The 16,976-nt window shown below is 70.3% G+C and carries 21 protein-coding genes; 7 read left to right on the forward strand and 14 right to left on the reverse strand.

Annotated features, from left to right (window positions below):
- Positions 1-2 precede the first annotated feature (2 nt).
- Both QE374_RS08110 and QE374_RS08115 read right to left on the reverse strand, forming a co-directional pair.
- Positions 3-923 carry a serine hydrolase gene (locus tag QE374_RS08110; RefSeq protein WP_243226463.1) on the reverse strand — a complete coding sequence of 307 codons (921 nt, stop codon included), beginning with the start codon at positions 921-923 and terminating at the stop codon, positions 3-5.
- A gap of 70 nt (positions 924-993) precedes the next feature.
- Positions 994-2,958: a M13-type metalloendopeptidase gene (locus QE374_RS08115; RefSeq protein ID WP_309733816.1), complete on the reverse strand. Its 1,965-nt coding sequence runs from the start codon at positions 2,956-2,958 to the stop codon at positions 994-996.
- Between the two features lie 213 nt (positions 2,959-3,171).
- Here QE374_RS08115 and QE374_RS08120 point away from each other — a divergent pair, with 213 nt between their 5' ends.
- The gene (locus QE374_RS08120) at positions 3,172-4,488 is read left to right on the forward strand and encodes an MATE family efflux transporter (protein WP_309733818.1); all 1,317 of its coding nucleotides are present in this window, start codon (positions 3,172-3,174) and stop codon (positions 4,486-4,488) included.
- Between the two features lie 309 nt (positions 4,489-4,797).
- On the opposite strand, the gene QE374_RS08125 is transcribed toward QE374_RS08120, so the two are convergent.
- Complete coding sequence (locus QE374_RS08125) at positions 4,798-5,727, reverse strand: G5 domain-containing protein (protein ID WP_309733819.1); 930 nt, start codon at positions 5,725-5,727, stop codon at positions 4,798-4,800.
- Between the two features lie 192 nt (positions 5,728-5,919).
- Positions 5,920-6,513 carry a D-alanyl-D-alanine carboxypeptidase family protein gene (locus tag QE374_RS08130; protein ID WP_309733820.1) on the reverse strand — a complete coding sequence of 198 codons (594 nt, stop codon included), beginning with the start codon at positions 6,511-6,513 and terminating at the stop codon, positions 5,920-5,922.
- 87 nt (positions 6,514-6,600) lie between these two features.
- On the opposite strand from QE374_RS08130, the gene QE374_RS08135 reads away from it, so the two are divergent.
- Together QE374_RS08135 and QE374_RS08140 are read left to right on the forward strand one after the other, a co-directional pair.
- Positions 6,601-7,260 (forward strand): response regulator transcription factor, encoded by a 660-nt coding sequence (locus QE374_RS08135; protein ID WP_309733822.1) that lies wholly within the window; start codon positions 6,601-6,603, stop codon positions 7,258-7,260.
- Positions 7,257-8,330, forward strand: a complete 1,074-nt coding sequence (locus QE374_RS08140) for a HAMP domain-containing sensor histidine kinase (RefSeq protein WP_309733824.1) — start codon at positions 7,257-7,259, stop codon at positions 8,328-8,330. Before QE374_RS08135 ends, QE374_RS08140 begins: the two co-directional genes overlap by 4 nt.
- Here the strand turns inward: QE374_RS08140 and QE374_RS08145 are convergent.
- Together QE374_RS08145 and QE374_RS08150 are read right to left on the reverse strand one after the other, a co-directional pair.
- Complete coding sequence (locus QE374_RS08145; protein WP_309733825.1) at positions 8,315-8,740, reverse strand: VanZ family protein; 426 nt, start codon at positions 8,738-8,740, stop codon at positions 8,315-8,317. The genes QE374_RS08140 and QE374_RS08145 overlap by 16 nt on opposite strands.
- A gap of 62 nt (positions 8,741-8,802) precedes the next feature.
- Positions 8,803-9,444 carry a TrmH family RNA methyltransferase gene (locus QE374_RS08150; protein ID WP_309733827.1) on the reverse strand — a complete coding sequence of 214 codons (642 nt, stop codon included), beginning with the start codon at positions 9,442-9,444 and terminating at the stop codon, positions 8,803-8,805.
- 87 nt (positions 9,445-9,531) lie between these two features.
- Here QE374_RS08150 and QE374_RS08155 point away from each other — a divergent pair, with 87 nt between their 5' ends.
- Positions 9,532-10,788, forward strand: a complete 1,257-nt coding sequence (locus QE374_RS08155; protein ID WP_309733829.1) for an Nramp family divalent metal transporter — start codon at positions 9,532-9,534, stop codon at positions 10,786-10,788.
- A gap of 9 nt (positions 10,789-10,797) precedes the next feature.
- Positions 10,798-11,445 (forward strand): metal-dependent transcriptional regulator, encoded by a 648-nt coding sequence (locus QE374_RS08160; RefSeq protein ID WP_309733831.1) that lies wholly within the window; start codon positions 10,798-10,800, stop codon positions 11,443-11,445.
- Between the two features lie 27 nt (positions 11,446-11,472).
- On the opposite strand, the gene QE374_RS08165 is transcribed toward QE374_RS08160, so the two are convergent.
- Entirely contained in the window at positions 11,473-12,426 is a 954-nt protein-coding gene (locus QE374_RS08165) for an SDR family NAD(P)-dependent oxidoreductase (RefSeq protein WP_309733833.1), read from the reverse strand.
- Positions 12,427-12,572: 146 nt separating this feature from the next.
- Between QE374_RS08165 and QE374_RS08170 the strand changes: the two genes are divergently transcribed.
- Positions 12,573-13,382, forward strand: coding sequence for an HAD-IIA family hydrolase (locus tag QE374_RS08170; protein WP_274286952.1), 810 nt, complete (start codon positions 12,573-12,575; stop codon positions 13,380-13,382).
- A 53-nt stretch (positions 13,383-13,435) separates the two neighbouring features.
- On the opposite strand, the gene QE374_RS08175 is transcribed toward QE374_RS08170, so the two are convergent.
- From QE374_RS08175 to QE374_RS08195, 5 genes are all read right to left on the reverse strand, one after another.
- Positions 13,436-13,693, reverse strand: coding sequence for a hypothetical protein (locus QE374_RS08175; protein ID WP_137418666.1), 258 nt, complete (start codon positions 13,691-13,693; stop codon positions 13,436-13,438).
- Positions 13,694-13,778: 85 nt separating this feature from the next.
- On the reverse strand, positions 13,779-13,922 hold the full coding sequence (locus QE374_RS08180; RefSeq protein ID WP_309733837.1) for a hypothetical protein: 144 nt from the start codon (positions 13,920-13,922) through the stop codon (positions 13,779-13,781).
- A gap of 103 nt (positions 13,923-14,025) precedes the next feature.
- A complete protein-coding gene (gene pyrE / locus QE374_RS08185) occupies positions 14,026-14,604 on the reverse strand; it encodes an orotate phosphoribosyltransferase (RefSeq protein WP_137418665.1) in 579 nt (192 codons plus the stop codon).
- Positions 14,605-14,654: 50 nt separating this feature from the next.
- Positions 14,655-15,143 (reverse strand): hypothetical protein, encoded by a 489-nt coding sequence (locus tag QE374_RS08190; RefSeq protein WP_309733841.1) that lies wholly within the window; start codon positions 15,141-15,143, stop codon positions 14,655-14,657.
- Between the two features lie 20 nt (positions 15,144-15,163).
- Positions 15,164-15,580, reverse strand: a complete 417-nt coding sequence (locus QE374_RS08195) for a hypothetical protein (protein WP_309733843.1) — start codon at positions 15,578-15,580, stop codon at positions 15,164-15,166.
- 78 nt (positions 15,581-15,658) lie between these two features.
- Between QE374_RS08195 and QE374_RS08200 the strand changes: the two genes are divergently transcribed.
- Positions 15,659-16,051: a GNAT family N-acetyltransferase gene (locus QE374_RS08200; RefSeq protein ID WP_309733845.1), complete on the forward strand. Its 393-nt coding sequence runs from the start codon at positions 15,659-15,661 to the stop codon at positions 16,049-16,051.
- 36 nt (positions 16,052-16,087) lie between these two features.
- On the opposite strand, the gene QE374_RS08205 is transcribed toward QE374_RS08200, so the two are convergent.
- Positions 16,088-16,432, reverse strand: coding sequence for a DUF4190 domain-containing protein (locus QE374_RS08205; RefSeq protein ID WP_309733846.1), 345 nt, complete (start codon positions 16,430-16,432; stop codon positions 16,088-16,090).
- Between the two features lie 45 nt (positions 16,433-16,477).
- A complete protein-coding gene (locus QE374_RS08210; protein WP_309733849.1) occupies positions 16,478-16,960 on the reverse strand; it encodes a hypothetical protein in 483 nt (160 codons plus the stop codon).
- Between the last annotated feature and the right edge of the window lie 16 nt (positions 16,961-16,976).

A 16,976-nucleotide genomic window follows, 5' to 3' on the forward strand; every position in this document is an offset into this window, starting at 1 on the left:
CGTCAGTACACGTACTCCATGAGCTCCACACCGAGCACGCGGAACGCGTCGTGCACCCGTAGCCGGTGGGCGATGGAGAGGTCGTCGAAGCACACGAACAGCGCATAGGCGACGCCTGCACGGGGGCCGGCGAGCACGCCCGCCTCCGTACGGATGCCGGATGCCCGCCCGGTCTTGTTCACGAACAGCAGCCCGTGCTCGTCGTTGTCGTGGGCGAAAGGATCGAGCCCGGTCGCCGCAGCCACCAAAGACAGATCGTGCCCGTGGCTCAGCCACTCCGCGACCTGTGCGCTCACGCCCGCGCTGACCGCGGTGCTGTTCACGAGCTCGGCGAACAGGTGCGCGTACTCGCGCGCCGCCCCCAGCGCCACGTGCGGGGCATCATCGGGACCGCGCGTATCGCGGAAGCTGTCCATGAGGGCGGAGCGGGTGAGCCCGAGCTGCTCCACACGAGCGCGCACAGCCGGAAGCCCCACCCGCGACATCAGCGCGTTCGCGGCGAGGGCGTCACCCGACGACGCGGCGAGCAGCGCCACGTCGATGAGCGGAAGCGCGGGCGCCTTCAAGTGCTGCCAGACCCCCGACACGGCGACGGGTTCGATACCGGCCCGGTCGATGATCTCCAACGGATCCAGCGTGCCCGCCTCGAACTGCGCGGCCGTCTCCACGAGGAGCGGCACGACTCCGAGCCCCGCGATGGGCAGGCTCCGGAAGTCATCGCCCGCCAGCACCGCCGAGCCGAGATCGAGGTCGTCGATCCGCACCGACACCTGCGCCCCCGACGCGGCGAGCGCGTCGAGGGCTTTCAGGGTCGAGGTGAACGAACGCCGTCCCGCGGCGGCGCGACGCGGAAGGCGCTTGGCCCCCCGCCGCGAGGGCGGCGCCGATTCCGTTCCGCGAGAGGCCTCGGGAGAGCTGGGCACGGCGCAGTTCCTTCCTACCGTTCGGGCTCGGGGATGCGGGCGAGACTACGCCCGACGGATCACGGCTCAGTTACCAGATGGTGACGCGCTGGTCTGCGTCGAGCCACAGGGCGTCACCCTCGGTCACGTCGAACGCCTCGTAGAACGCATCGATGTTGCGCACGATCTGGTTGCAGCGGAACTCGTTCGGGGAGTGCGGATCGATCGTCAGCAGACGGATCGCCTCCGCGTCACGGCTCTTCTGCTGCCAGATCTGCGCCCAGCTGAGCAGCAGCCGCTGGATGCCGGTCATCCCGTCGATGACGGGATCCTCCGCATCCCCCAGAGACAGCCGGTACGCGCGGATCGCGATGCCGAGCCCGCCCAGGTCGCCGATGTTCTCACCGATCGTCAGGGCGCCGTTGACGTGGTTCTCCTCGGGCAGCCCCTGCGGCACGAGTGCGTCGTACTGGGCGATGAGGTTCTTCGTACGCTGCTCGAAGGCCTCGCGGTCCGCATCCGTCCACCAGTCGCGCAGCGACCCGTCACCGTCGAACCGGCTGCCCTGATCGTCGAACCCGTGTCCGATCTCGTGCCCGATGACCGCGCCGATGCCGCCGTAGTTCGCGGCCGCATCCCGGGTCTCGTCGAAGAACGGATACTGCAGGATCGCGGCGGGGAACACGATCTCGTTCATGAGGGGGTTGTAGTACGCATTGACCGTCTGCGGCGTCATGTACCACTCGTCACGGTCGATCGGCTGCCCGACCTTGCCCAGCTGACGGTCGTGCTCGTGCACGTGGGCCCGACGGACGTTGCCGACGAGGTCGGCGGCGTCGAGCTCGAGCCCCGAGTAGTCCTTCCACTTGACCGGGTAGCCGATCTTCGGCGTGAAGGCGTCGAGCTTGGCGAGCGCGCGCTCACGCGTCTCGGGGCTCATCCATTCCAGCTGCGAGATCGACTGGCGGTACGCCTCGATGAGGTTGGCGACCAGCTCGTCCATCGCGATCTTGGCCGCCGGAGGGAAGTGGCGCTCGACGTAGACCTTGCCGACGACCTCGCCCAGCGCCGCCTCGACCAGGCCGACGGCGCGCTTCCAGCGCTCGCGGTTGACCGGGACGCCGGTGAGCTGGGTTCCGTAGAACGAGAAGTTCTCGTCGACGAAGGACTCCGGCAGGAACGCGGCGGCCGCGTGCACGATCTTGAAGCGCAGCCACGCCTTCCAGTCGTCGAGGCGCTGCTCGGTGAGCACCGTTCCCAGCGCCTCGATGAAACTCGGCTGCGAGACGACGATCTCGGCGAACGCATCCGGATGGTGCGGGGCGACGCCCTCGAGCCAGGGCGCGAGGTCGACGCCGGCCAGCGCGACGACCTCGTCCCACGTCTTGAGGTTGTAGGTCGCCACGGCGTCGCGGCTGCGGACGTTGTCCCAGTGGTGCGAGGCCAGCTCGGTCTCCAGCGCCACCACGCGCTCCGCGGCGTCAGCCGCATCCGCGACCTCGGCGAGCGTCAGGATGCGCTCGATGTGCTGGCGAAGCGCCTGCCGGGTCTCCTCGAACGAGTCGAGGCGGTAGTAGCTCTCGTCCGGCATCGACAGGCCGCCCTGGATGAAGAAGGGCAGGTAGCGCTGCGGGTTGCCGGGGTCGGGCTCGACGTAGAGCTCGACGATCCCGCCGATGCCGTCGCGTTCCAGCTCGCCCACGAGCCGGAGGAGGGAGGCGACATCGCTCACCGCATCCACCCGCGCCAGCTGATCGACGAGCGGCTCGGTGCCGCGCTCCGCGATGCGCTCGGTGTCCATGAAACTCGCGTACAGGTCGCCGATCTTGCGCGCCTCGGTGCCGGGTTCGGCATCCTGCGACTCGAGGATGATGGCACGGACGTCCTTCTCGGCCTGCTCGGCCAAGAGGTGGAAGGAGCCCCAGCGCGCCTTGTCCTCGGGAATCTCGGTCCGGGCGATCCATTCGCCGTTGACGTAGCGGAACAGGTCGTCCTGCGGGCGGATCTCGTTGCTCAGCTCGTCGAGCGCGAGACCGGAACGGGGGGAATCGGTCATGCGCACAGGATATGCCGCGCCGCTGAGTGGGGGCTCCAGCCGCCGCGACGTGCCGCCGCATCCCTTCGCCAACCTCCGCGAGACTGCATCTCGAGCACGAGATCACTGTGTTTACCCGTGATCTCGCGATGGAAATGCAGTCTCGCGGGGGGAGACGGGCGTCGCTGGGGAGAGCGGATGCGGAGCGTCGGTGCGGCTCAATAGGGTCGAGGGGTGGCGGCGACACTCAATCGGCAGATCGTGAATCTCGCGGTGCCCGCGCTGGGCGCGCTCATCGCGGAGCCGCTGTTCCTCATCATCGACGCCGCCATGATCGGGCACCTCGGCGTCGTCCCGCTCGCGGGCCTGGGCATCGCGTCGGCCGTGCTGCAGACGATCGTCGGGCTCATGGTGTTCCTCGCCTACTCGACGACCCCCGCGGTGGCCCGCCGGTTCGGCGCGGGTCAGCACGGCTCGGCCGTGACGGCGGGCATCGACGGGATGTGGCTGGCTCTCGGCCTGGGCTTCATCCTCGCCGTGGCCGGATACCTCACGACCCCGATGCTCGTCGGCCTGTTCGCACCCGCTGCCGACGTCGCGGCGGAGGCGGAGGCGTACCTCGGCATCTCGATGTGGGGCCTGCCGGCCATGCTGATCGTTTTCGCGGCGACGGGTCTGCTCCGCGGCATGCAAGACACCGTGACCCCGCTCTGGATCGCCGGCGCCGGATTCACGGCGAACGCGGGACTGAACTGGCTGTTCATCTACGGATTCGGATGGGGCATCGCCGGCTCCGCGGTCGGAACCGTCGTGGCGCAGTGGGGCATGGTCGCCGTGTACGTGTTGGTGGTGGGACGCCTGGCGCGGCGGCACGACGCATCCATTCGCCCGCGGCGCGACAGCGTGTCCGGCGCCGCACGCAGCGGCGGCTGGATGTTCCTGCGCACCGTCTCGTTGCGCGCGGCTCTTCTGGCGACGGTCGCCGTGGCGACGGCGCTCGGCACCCCCGAGCTCGCCGGCTGGCAGGTGGCGTTCACGATCTTCTCGACCGCCGCGTTCGCCCTCGATGCGCTGGCGATCGCCGCGCAGGCACTGGTCGGTCGCGGGCTCGGAGAAGGCGACGAGATCTTCGTGCGGCGCGTGCTCGGCCGCACGGTCGCGTGGGGCGTGTGGTTCGGCGTGATCGTCGGGGCGTTGATCGGCGGCTTCTCGGGCGTGATCGGTCTCGTCTTCACCTCGGATGCGGCCATCGCCGCGCTCGTGCAGCCCGCGCTGATCGTGCTCGCCGTCGCGCAGCCGCTGTGCGGCATCGTGTTCGTGCTCGACGGCGTGCTCATCGGCGCCGGGGACGGCAAGTACCTCGCCCTCGCGGGGATCGCCAACCTCGTGCCGTTCGTTCCGGCGCTGCTCGCGCTGGTCTGGGCGGGCGCCGCGGGAGCGGCGGGCCTGGCCTGGCTCGCCGTCGCCTTCTTCGGTGTCTACATGCTGGCCCGCGCCGTCACCCTCGGCTGGCGCGTGCGCACCGGCGCGTGGATGCGCGTCCCGGCCTGAGCCCGCGCTGCGGGTGCTCCGGCATCCCCGCAGCGGCACGGCACGTCGCCCGACTCTCGCGGCCCGGTAGCCGCGCCCGCGCGGCCCACGCGCAGCACCCACCCTGCGTGTCTCAAACGTTCACCCCCACGCGGGCCTATCCATGCATGAGTGAGACGCACACGTCCGGCCCACCACGCGTGTCTCACTCATGCACGCGTGAAGCCCGGCATCCCTGCACAACTGAGACACACACGCGGCAAGGGAGAGACGCACGCGGCGAGACCGGATGCCGGCACCCGGCCCCATCCGAGCCATCGGGCAGCGGGCTCAGGAGTCGCAGGCGATCCCGTCGCCGTCACGGTCGAGGTCGTAGATGTCCGATCCGACGACCCGCGCCGTGCCGGAGAAGTAGGCGGGGCCGTTGCCGCTGCCGCCAGCGCAGTCCACGTCGGAGGCGATCGGGACGCATCCATCCGCGTAGTTCGGGTCGCAGTCGCCCTGCGCCGGGGCAGGAGCCGCCGGCGCCGGCGCTGCAGCCGGCGGATCGTACGTGCCGATCGCCGTCACCTCGGTGACCGGGGCGCGCGTCACCGTCTCTGCAATCTGCTCACGCTTCACTTCGACGCCATCGACGAGGGTCACGCGGAACGTGCGGGTGAGTTCGCCGGTGACTCCTGCCACCGACACCATCGACTCGCCGCGGGTCAGCGATGGGTCCTCCGCCGTCGTCCGTTCGAAGGGCATGGCTTCCGTCACGGTCTCGTCGCGCGTCGTCGTGACCGGGGTGGGAGTCGGGCTCGGTGCACGGGTCGTCGTGCGCTCAGGCGTCGGGCTGACGGACGAGGCTGCTCCAACCGCGCTGACCTCGACGGGACGGCCCGCGCTGGTGGCCGCCGCGACGGTCCCCGTCACGAGAACGAGCACGGCTGCGCCGCCCGTCACGGCGACGGCCATGCTGCGTGTCCGCAGCCGTAACCACGTGGGCGTTCCGGCCGAGATGGCGACGATCCCGGTCACGAGGACGCTGAGCGCGCCGAGCGCGACCAGCCACGGCACGAAGACCGTCAGCGTCACGAGGGCCGCGGCGATGAGCACCCAGCCCCACACCGGCACCCCGAGCCATGACCGGCCGGGATCCTGCTTCGGTACTGCCGGACTCGCCGCGGGCGCCACACGGTCCGTCCACTGCCGGCCGTCCCACCAGCGCCACTGATTCCCGTTCGTCGGGTCGGGAAACCATCCGGCTTCGTTCACCATCGCACTCCCCCAGAAGTGAGAACCGACCTCACCCCCAGTCAGCGAGATCCAGGCTCACTGAAGCAGATGCGCACCTCGCTCGCAACGGGCGATTTCTCACCGAGTGAGCATCCGATCACCGAGCGAGCATCCGATCGGGCGCTCACTCGGCTCGCAACCCCCGGCGGCACCTGCACCGTCACGCCCCCCACGTCAGGATGTGGCATCCGCGCGCATGTCGGGGCAGGTACCGCCGGGAGTGGTCGCCAACTCGAAGTGCCAGCGTTCGTTGGCGTAGGTCTGGCACAGGCCGTACGCGGCGCCGTGCTCCCCGAGCCAGAGCTGGGCGTCGAGCGGTCCGATGTCGACGGCGTCGCCCGTCACGTGCTGAGAAGCCTCCGGCGTCGCCACGAAGTGACGCGCGGTCTCCTCGTCGCCGTAGTAGCGGATGGCGTCCCCCATCAGCCACCGCTGGTAGGCCTCGCTGCGCCATCCACTGGAGACCAGCAGCGCCACCCCGTCGCCCGCCGCGTCGGCCGTGGCGGCGCGCATCGCGTCGCGCAGCTCGGCGTCGAGCCCGGCGATGGCGGGCAGGTGATCGTCGCCGACGGTGACGGCCTGGTCGCCCCGGATGAGGCCGTTCGCCTCGTCCGGTGCGAACGACCCGTCCGTGGTGAGCACGGCACGCAGCCACACGCCGGCGAGCGCGGCGAGCAGGATCGCGGCGACGAGACCGAGCGCGGCGAACGCGAGCCGGTGGGACCGCGCCGGAGCGATGGCGGATGCGGGTGCGACGGAACTGTGCATGCCCCACATCCCACGCGGCGCCGTGTTATCACAGCGTCAGCACAATCGGATATGTCCGCGATATGTACTCCCACCTAGACTCACCGCATGCGGGTGCTGATCGTCGAGGACGAGTTGTTCCTCGCCGAAGCGATCCGCGACGGACTGCGTCTCGAGGCGATCGCCGCGGACATCGCCGGCGACGGCGACACGGCGCTCGAGCAGCTCTCCGTCAACTCCTACGACGTCGTCGTGCTCGACCGCGACATCCCCGGCCCCAACGGCGATGAGATCGCCCGCCGTGTGACAGCCGAGACGGCGGCTCCCCGCATCCTCATGCTCACCGCCGCCGACCGGCTCGACGACAAGGAGACGGGCTTCGCGAGCGGCGCGGACGACTACCTCACGAAGCCGTTCGCGCTTCGGGAGCTCGTGCTCAGGTTGCGCGCGCTCGGGCGCCGCCCCGCGGCGGGCGCACCTCCCACGGCCGAGCGCGCGGGGGTGACTCTGGACCGATTCCGGCGCGAGGTGTTCCGCGACGGACGCTATGTCGCGCTCACCCGTAAGCAGTTCGCGGTGCTCGACGTGCTGATGAGCGCGGACGGAGGTGTCGTCAGCGCCGAAGACCTGTTGGAGCGCGCGTGGGACGAGAACGCCGACCCGTTCACGAACGCCGTGCGCATCACGATCTCGACGCTGCGCAAGCGTCTGGGCGAGCCGTGGGTCATCGAGACCGTGCCGGGCGTCGGTTACCGGATGCTGCCGTGACGCCCCGCGGTGTCGGCGTCTCGATCCGCCTCAAGCTCGCACTCAGCTACGCCGGGTTCCTCATCGTCGCCGGCGTCGCGCTCGTGGTGGTCGGGCTCCTGGTGCTGCGCTTCGTACCCCAGGGCGCCCTGTTCGGTATGGACGGCGACTGGGCACCGAACCGCGCCGACCTGCTCGAGGTCTTCACGCGCTATGCCGTCTGGGCGATCATCGCGCTCGTGCTGTTCGGCCTCGTCGGCGGCTGGATCCTCGCGGGCATCGTGCTGCGGCCGCTCCAGCGCATGACGGATGCGGTCGCCCTCGTGCGCGACGGCCGCCTCGATCACCGGGTCGAGCTGCCCGGACGCCGCGACGAGCTGACCGAGCTCGCCGACACCCTCGACGCGATGCTGGATCGCATCGAGCGCACCCTCGACGAGGAGCGCCGGTTCGCCGCGAACGCGTCGCACGAACTGCGCACCCCGCACGCCGTCATCCGCACCCTCGTCGAGGTGGCGCAGGCGGATCCCGCCGGGCGCGACATCGACACGACGCTCGCCCGCATCGGAGCGACGAACGACCGTGCGATCGAGGCCACGGAGGCGCTGCTCGCGCTCGCACGGGTGGGCCGCGGCACGCCCCTCGCCCTGCAGCGGGTCGACCTGGCGGCGGTCGTCGAGACGGCGCTCGCGGACGTCCGCGCGGATGCGGAAGCCGCCCGCATCCGCATCGACACCGATCTGCGGGCGTCGATCGTCACCGCCGACGAGGCGCTTCTGCTGAGACTCGCCGCCAACCTCCTGCGCAATGCCGTGGTCCACAACGTCGACGACGGATGGATGCTGGTGCGCGTGCGCGAGGGCACCCTGATCGTCGAGAACGGCGGCGATCAGCTGACCGCGGAGGTCGCCGCGACCCTCACCGAGCCCTTCGTGCGCGGCGCCGGCCGCACCCGCGGGGCACACGGCCGCTCCGGCGCGGGACTGGGGCTCGCGATCGTCGCCTCGATCGTGCGCGCGCACGGGGCGACGCTGGCCGTGGCGGCACGACCCACGGGCGGGTTGCAGGTCACGGTTCATCTGCCGCGCTGAGCCGATCCGATCCCGCGGATCGACGCCGCCACGATCACGCCGATCGCGCCGCCGCAGGTGTTCCAGAGCACGTCGCCGGCATCCGGCACGCGGCCGGGGACCGCCTCCTGCGCGATCTCCACGAGCGCCGACAGGACGAACCCGGCGATGATCGCGACGGGCCACGCCCGGCGGGGCAGCAGCAGTGCGAGGGTCGCACCCACCGGGATGAACAACAGGGTGTTGAGCACCTGATCCGGCCCACCCGGCAGCCAGGTCAGGACGGGCGCCGCGACATCCTGCAGCAGCCAGACGACGCGGCCCCGCAGCGGATGGACGAGGGCCCAGGGAGCGAGGGTCAGCAGCGCCACGACCGCCACGGCCGCGACGGCGGCGACGAGGCGGGCGGGTGAAATGCGCGTGTGCGGCATGTGTCCTCCGTGGTTCGGGAGGACCAGTCCACGTCAGGCGATGTTGCGGGAGCGTATGCGCCTCAGCGCGCCCAGCGGCGGCACCATTCGTACATCACGACGGCGGCCGCAGCGGCGGCGTTGATCGAGCGCGTCGACCCGTACTGCGAGATCTCGACGACCCCGGATGCGGCCGCCACGGCCTCGGGCGAGAGCCCCGGCCCCTCCTGACCGAACACGAGCACGCAGCGTTCGGGGAGCTCCGCATCCTGCACGGGGACGGAGCCGGGCACGTTGTCGACGGCGATGACGGGGAGCTGCTCGGCCGCAGCCCACGCCGCGAACGCTGCGACGTCGTCGTGATGGCGGACGTGCTGATAGCGGTCGGTGACCATGGCGCCGCGCTTGTTCCAGCGGCGACGGCCGATGATGTGCACCTCGGCGGCGGCGAAGGCGTTGGCGCTGCGCACGATCGAGCCGATGTTCATGTCGTGCTGCCAGTTCTCGATCGCCACATGGAAACCGTGCCGGTGTGCGTCGAGATCGGCGACGATCGCCTCCATGCGCCAATAGCGGTAGCGATCGATGACGTTGCGGCGGTCACCGGCGGCGAGCAGATCAGGGTCGAAGTGCGCGTCGTCGGGCCACGGCCCCTCCCAGGGCCCGACGCCGTGCTCGGGAGCGGTGTCCGCGGTGGTGTCCTCCGGCTCGCCCGCATCCGTCATCCACCCAGGCTAGCCGCGCCCGCGCTCGCTTCTCACTCCATGGAACGGATCTTTTCGGTTCCCCGAAAACTGCGATACGGTTTCGGCATGCCGAAAACACTGACCGTCGCGCCCGCGCAGGCGGCGCCCGCGCGTCGGATGGTGTGGCTGCTGGGTCCGGCGCTGGTCGCCGGGGTGGCCTACCTCGACCCGGGGAACGTCGCCGCGAACATGACCGCCGGCGCGACCTTCGGCTACCTGCTCGTGTGGGTCGTCGTGCTCGGCAACCTCATGGCGTGGCTGATCCAGTACCTGTCCGCGAAACTCGGCATCGTCACCGGCCAGAGCCTGCCGGACCTCCTCGGCCACCGCATCCGCCGCCCATGGGCCCGGCGGCTGTACTGGCTGCAGGCCGAGCTCGTGGCGATGGCGACGGATGTGGCCGAGGTGATCGGCGGCGCGGTCGCGCTCAATCTCCTCTTCGGCATTCCGCTCCTGTGGGGCGGCGTGATCACCGGCGTCGTGTCGATGCTCGTGCTCACGGTGCAGTCGCGCCGCGGCGCCCGCGCGTTCGAGACCGTCGTCATCACGATGCTCATCGTGATCGTCATCGGCTTCTGCGCCGGCATCCTCTTCTCGCCACCGGATGCGGGCGGCCTGGTGCAGGGCCTGGTGCCGCGCTTCGAGGGCACGGAATCGGTGCTGCTGGCGGCGTCCATCCTGGGCGCGACCGTCATGCCCCACGCGATCTACGCGCATTCCTCACTCGCACGCGATCGCTTCCCGCTGACGGATACCGCCCCCGCCGATCGCGAACGTCGGCTGCTGCGCGCCACGCGGTGGGACGTCACGATCGCCATGGCGGTCGCCGGCACGACGAACCTCATCATGCTGCTGCTCGCCGCATCCAGCCTCGCCGGGGTGCCCGGCACCGACTCCCTCGAGGGCGCGTACGCGGCCCTGTCGGCGGGACTCGGACCGGTCGTCGCCACGCTCTTCGCCGTGGGCCTGCTCGCGAGCGGGCTCGCCTCGACCTCGGTCGGCGCCTATGCCGGCTCCGAGATCATGAAGGGGCTGCTGCACGTGCGCGTGCCCCTGCTGGCTCGGCGGCTCGTCACCCTGATCCCGGCCCTCGTGATCCTGGGACTCGGGCTCGACCCGACGCTCGCGCTCGTGCTCAGCCAGGTCGTCCTGTCGTTCGGCATCCCGTTCGCCCTCATCCCGCTCGTCTGGTTGACGGCGCAGCGAGGCCTGCTGGGCCGGTACCGCAACCGCCTCGCGACGACCGTCGCCGGAGCGGCCGCATCCGTGTTCCTGGTCGCTCTGAACGCACTGCTCATCTGGCTCGTCGTCACGGGCGGGTAGCCTGACGGGGTGCCCACATCCGCAGCCGTCGACGACTATCTGAAGGTCGTGTACCAGCACACGGAATGGCAGGACGAGCGGATCACGCCCTCGCAGCTCGCACAGCAGCTCGGGCTCGCGCCGTCGAGCGTCACCGAGATGGTGCAGAAGCTCGCCGCGGCGGGCCTCGTGAGCCATCGCCGGTACGGCCCGATCACGCTGACCGAGAAGGGCCTGGCCCGTGCGGCGGCGATCGTCCGCCGCCACCGCCTCGTCGAGACGTGGCTCGTTCGCGAGTATGGCTACACCTGGGACGAGGTGCACGACGAGGCCGAGATCCTCGAGCACGCACTCAGCGACCGGCTGCTCGATCGCATCGATGAACGACTCGGACGGCCGCGTTTCGATCCCCACGGCGACGCCATCCCTGACGCGCTGGGCCAGGTCGAACGTGTACCGTTCGTGCTGCTCGCCGACGCGCCGGCCGGGCACGTGGGTCGCGTCCTGCGCGTCAACGACCGCGACCCCGACCTGCTGCGCGAGCTCGAGCGCCGCGGCCTGGACGTCGACCATCGCGTGGAGGTGCTCGATCCCGCGCCCGCTCTACGGGTCCGCGTGGATGGCACCGAGATCAGCATCCCTTCTGCGGCGCACGACGCGATCTGGCTCTCCGCCTGAGGCGATCGGATGCGGCTGGCGCCGCGCTCAGCGGCGGGCTGCGTCGAAGGGCCACCGCATCCGCGTGGCCGCCTCGCACATGAGCCACAGTCGCTCGCCGATCGCCGGCTCCCGCAGGAACGCCGTCGGCTGCGCGGCTCGGGGTGGCCCGGCGACGACGCGGCCGGGGCCCCACATCTGCCCGCCCTCCACGTCGGGGTCGACGAGGGCGCGAACCAGCGGCCACGCGCCGTGCTCTTTGGACTGTGTGATGGGGGCCTGCAGATTGTCGAGGAACCGACCCCAGCGCGAGGGCTCGTTGACCCCGCGGATGCCGACGGTGCGACCACTCGTGGAGTAGCCGGGGTGGGCGATCACGCTCGTCACGGGAACGCGGGCCTCGCGCAGGCGCCGGTCCGCCTCGAGGCCGACGACCGTGGTGACCGCCTTCGACTGCACGTACGCACGCCACGGCGAGTAGCGCTCGACGAGCTGCGGATCGGTGGGGTCGTACTTCGAGATCGAGGTCGACATGCTGCCGAGCCACACCATCCGACCGCGACGGGCGGCGAGCGTGGTCAGCAGCGCGCCGGCCAGGGCGAAGTGGCCGAGCGCGTTCGTGGCGAGCACGAGCTCGTTGCCGTCCCGCGTCGTCTCGCGCTGGGCGGGCGGATGCACGATCCCCGCGTTCAGCAGCAGTCCGTCGAGGCGTCCCCGCTGACGGACGGTGGCAGCCGCCGCTCGTACCGAGCCGAGGTTGCTCGTGTCCAACAGCAGCGTCTCGGCGGCGCCGGTCGCGTGCGGCAGACGCGCGGACACGGCGGCACGGGCGGCGGCGAGCCGGTTGGGGTTGCGGCCGGTCATGATGACGCGGGCTCCCGCGTTCACGAGCTGCTCGCTGGCGAAGTATCCGAGGCCCGCGTTCGAGCCCGTCACCAGGTAGGTCCGGCCCGTCAGGTCCGGCAGCCGGTGCGGATTCCAATCCGCCTCGCGAGCGCTCACGCGTACGACCCTAGTGCGCTGGGAGAGGCACCCCCTCCACCCTTGAGCACTCCTTCGCGCCCGGGTAGCCTGGCCGCCCCGCGGATGCCGCCATGACCTGGCTCCGCGGGCTCGGATACCGCCCGCGGGAGCCCTAGGCTGAGGCCATGCGCACGCGCGATGACATCGAATGCTGGCTGACCGACATGGACGGCGTGCTGGTGCACGACAACCAGGCGATCCCGGGAGCCGCCGAACTGCTCGCGCAGTGGCGCGACACCGGCACACCCTTCCTGGTGCTCACGAACAACCCGATCTTCACCCCTCGCGATCTCAGCGCGCGCCTGAAGCGATCCGGCCTCGACGTGCCCGAGGAGCGGATCTGGACCTCGGCGCTGGCGACGGCCGAGTTCCTCAAGTCGCAGATGCCCGGCAGCTCCGCGTTCGTCATCGGCGAGGCGGGGCTCACGACCGCTCTCCACGAGGCGGGCGTCGTCATGACCGAGACGCAGCCCGACTATGTCGTCGTCGGCGAGACGCGCCAGTACTCGTTCGAGGCGATCACCCAGGCCATCCGCTTCATCAACGCAGGTGCGCGGTTCATCGTCACCAACCCGGATGCGACGGGCCCCACCCCGAACGGCATCGTGCCGGCGACGGGATCGTTCGCCGCGATGATCACGAAGGCCACCGGCAAGGAGCCGTACGTGGTCGGCAAGCCGAACCCTATGATGTTCCGCTCCGCACTCAACCGCATCGGCGCGCACTCCGAGAACACCGGCATGATCGGCGACCGCATGGACACCGACGTCGTGGCGGGAATCGAGGCGGGGCTGCACACCGTGCTCGTCATGACCGGCATCAGCGACCCGGCCGAGATCGAGCGCTACCCGTTCCGCCCCGACGAGGTGCTCACCTCTGTGGCCGAGCTCATCGCCCGCGAGCCCGTCGAGTCGGAGATGCCCGAGGGCATCTGAACGCACGCGTCCCCGCACCATCCTGAGGACGATGCGGGAACGGATGCGCGGTGTCAGCGGTAGGTGATGCTGAAGCCGTACAGCTTGTCGGGGCCCCAATAGCCGCAGGCATCGCCGGCGAAGATCTCGCCACCCGTCGCATTGATGGCCCAGCCCGTGACCTGCTCGGCGATCTGGCAGATGCCCTTCGTGGGGAAGCCGTGCAGCACGACGGTCTCATCCGCGAACGCCGGGGCGGCTGCTGCGGCACCGGCTCCGGTCAGAGTCGCGGCAGCGAGGAGCCCGGCAGCCAGGCGAGTGCGCTTCTTCATATGCGTGTCCTTTCCGAGGGGTGTCCCGGAAGGGTGCCACGCGTCGCACAGCCCGCGCAGAGATTATCCACAGCCGAGCCGCGCGTCAGCGGTCGCGCGGCTGCCTGTCGTCATGCTCCCGGTCGTCGCGCTCGCGGCGCAGGAACCGGATGAGCTGCAGGACGAACGTCACCAGCGCGCCCGCCGTGATGACCAGCGCGACCAGCAGCATGAGGGTGCGATCGTCCATCGTCAGCACCGCCCTGCGGGAGCAATCCCGCACGCAGGACGATCACGCCGCATCCGTCCTGCAGAACGGGGATCTCCTGAAATGCGGATGCGGGCAGCAGCCATCACTGAGCCGGAAGACCCAGATCGTCGAGATCGATCGCGGCGAGCCACTGCAGGCCCTCGGCTTCGACGGCCGCCTGGGCTCCGGTCTTGCGGTCGACGATCACGGCGACGGCGACCGGCTCAGCGCCCTCACGGCGCAGCGCCTCGACGGCCTTCAGGGCGGACTGGCCGGTCGTGGAGGTGTCTTCGACGACGACGACGCGCTTGCCCGCCACATCCGCGCCCTCGATCTGGCGACCGCGGCCGTGGTCCTTGGGCTCCTTGCGCACGACGAATGCGTCCAGCGGCGTGCCCGCGTGCACCGACTCGTGCATGACCGCGTTGGCGATCGGGTCGGCCCCGAGGGTGAGACCCCCGACGGCAACGACGCCGTCCACGTCGCGGATCAGATCGAGGATGATGCGCCCGATCGCGGGAGCCGCCCGGTGGTCGAGCGTCAGCTTGCGCATGTCGACGTAGTACGACGCCTTCTTACCGCTCGAGAGGGTGAAGTCGCCGTGGAAGACGGCCTCGGCGCCGATCAGCGCGATGAGCGCCTGGCGGTCGGATTCGAGCTCGGGAGTGGATGCGGCGGTCACACCGTCGAGTCTAGGGGCGCGAGCGGATGCGCCGTCAGGACCGGGACCCGTTACAGGTAGTCGAAGTAACGGTCCCACCACGTCGGCTCGCCTCCGCCGAAGACGTGTCGAGCAATCGCGCCACGATACGGCGTCCAGAGCGGCTCCTCGGGAACGAGGACGTACCCACCGGCATCCAGACACGCTGCGATCCGCTCGACATCGTGCGGATCGGCTCGCGCCCTGAATACCTCCTCACTGTGCACCCCCGGGTTGTCGAGGGCAATGACGGCGAGCATGCCGAAGTTGGAGACCCGCACCACGAAGCGTTGCCCGGTCGCCGTAGCCTCAGCAGGGACGACGACCTGGGCATGGAAGCTCGCATCCTGCACGTGCAGATCGGCCGCGCACTCCGCCTCGAAGGCGCCGGACAGTCGCTCGGTCAGCTCGACGAACGCGCGCCGCGCGGCCGCCCGGTCGAAACCGGCCGGCGTCTCGATGTGGTCGGGGTCGTCCAGCGCCTCCAGCAGCGTCCACAGCGCCCTCGGTTCGGCTCGCACGCTGCCAGTGTCTCAGGGCCTCACGGCGTGCGCGAGAAGAACGGCCGGGGCCACGCACCGAGGGCGAGCACCGCGAGCACGGTCTGCAGCAGCCCGGTGACGAAGTAGATGCCGTGCAGCGGCGACCACACCAAGAGCATCCCCAGCTCGACGAAGATCCAGATCATCATCACGAGCCCCGCCGCCGCCTGCAGCCCCCAAACCAACGCGTAACGCCGGTACTGCGCGATGACGGCGAGTGCCTGCATCCCGCCGACGACGACTCCCAGGATGACGCCGGGCCAGAAGTACGTGGTGAACGGGGTGCCCTCGAGCCACTCGAGAGGCACTCCCATCCCGCCGCCCGCAGTCAGACCGATCATCCCCGCGACCGCGGAGACGAGGTTGAACCACGCCACGACGAGGAGGGCGACGCGGAGCGCACGAGGCACCGTCATGGGCGCAGGCTACGCCGCGGGGCACCGCATCCGTCACGGCCCGCGCCGGGACTAACACGGGCGCGGTAGCGTCCGATGGTGCACATCACCCTGACACCGCCCACGGCCGACGAGTTCGCCGCTCTCTACGCGAGCACCGGATGGGGCGAGCGCACGGCGCAGCAGCTGGCCGCCGCGCTCGCCGGCAGCTGGGTCGTGTGCTGCGCGCGCGACGACGCGGGCGCGCTCGTGGGAATGGGCCGCCTGATCAGCGACGGCGTGCTGCACGCTTTCGTCACCGAGCTCATCGTGGCGACCGAGGCGCGCGGCAACGGCGCTGGGGCACTCATCCTCGATGCGCTCGTCGAGGAGTCTCGGCGTCGTGGGGTGGACGACGTGCAGTTGTTCGCTGCGCGTGGCCGCACCGCTTTCTACGAGCGCAACGGGTTCACCCCGCGCCCCGCGGATGCGCCGGGGATGGACCTCGCCTGAGCCACGGCGGCGCACTCAGACGAGGTCCGGTGCCGCTCAGGAGCAGGTGTAGGTGACGCCGTCGACGTAGTGCGTTCCCGGCCCGAGGTCGGCGCACTGCGCGATGAGTCCCGCGAAGACGGTTCCGAGGATGATCGCGACGATGATTCCGATCACCAGGAGGACGGCACCGACGATGATTCCGATGAGTGCCGGGGTGTTCTTGTACCCGGCCTTCTTCGACTGCGAGTAGGCGACGATCGAGAGGATCAGGCCGATCAGGCTCGCGAAGAACGAGACGATCAGCCCGACGATTCCGAGAGTCTTGCCGGGGTACGAGCCGTTCGCGGTCGCCACGGGCTGCTGCGGCGGCTGGGACATGGGGGGCATGGGCTGGGTCATGATGCTCCTTCTGGTGGTTCGACGGGGCGAGGGGGGAGTGCGAGGTCAGCCGCCGAAGAGACGACCGAAGAACCCCTTCTTCTTCTCCCAGCCGTTGACGGCGAGGAAGTCGAACAGGGGCTGCTTGATGCGGTCGGTGTCGAAGGACCAGCCGGCGGACGTGCCTTCGCCCTCCGGCGTCGTCACGCGCGTGCCGGCGACGAAGCTACGGGTCATCCGTGACTGCTTGCCCTTGAAGGTGGAGGTGCTCCCCCCGAAGTGGAAGGACCCGTCGGTCGAGAACCTGCCGGATGCCTTCGAGGTGGTCTGCGTCTCGTCGGTGTCGAACGTGCCCTCGTCTTCGTCGAACGTGACCTCGATGGAGTAGGCGTCGTCGATCTGTCCGGCGCCCAGGAGGGCGACGTACTGCACGTGGGCGATGTCCCACGAGCCCTGGATGCGGTCGCCGACGGCACGGAACACGAACGGCGAATCGGGAGAGTTCAGCTCGTCGACGCGGGTGAGCAGCTCGGCAAGTGGCGTGCGCATGCCAGGAAGATACTCC

Origin of the sequence: Microbacterium sp. SORGH_AS_0428 (genome assembly GCF_031453615.1) — a bacterium.
Lineage (GTDB): Bacteria > Actinomycetota > Actinomycetes > Actinomycetales > Microbacteriaceae > Microbacterium.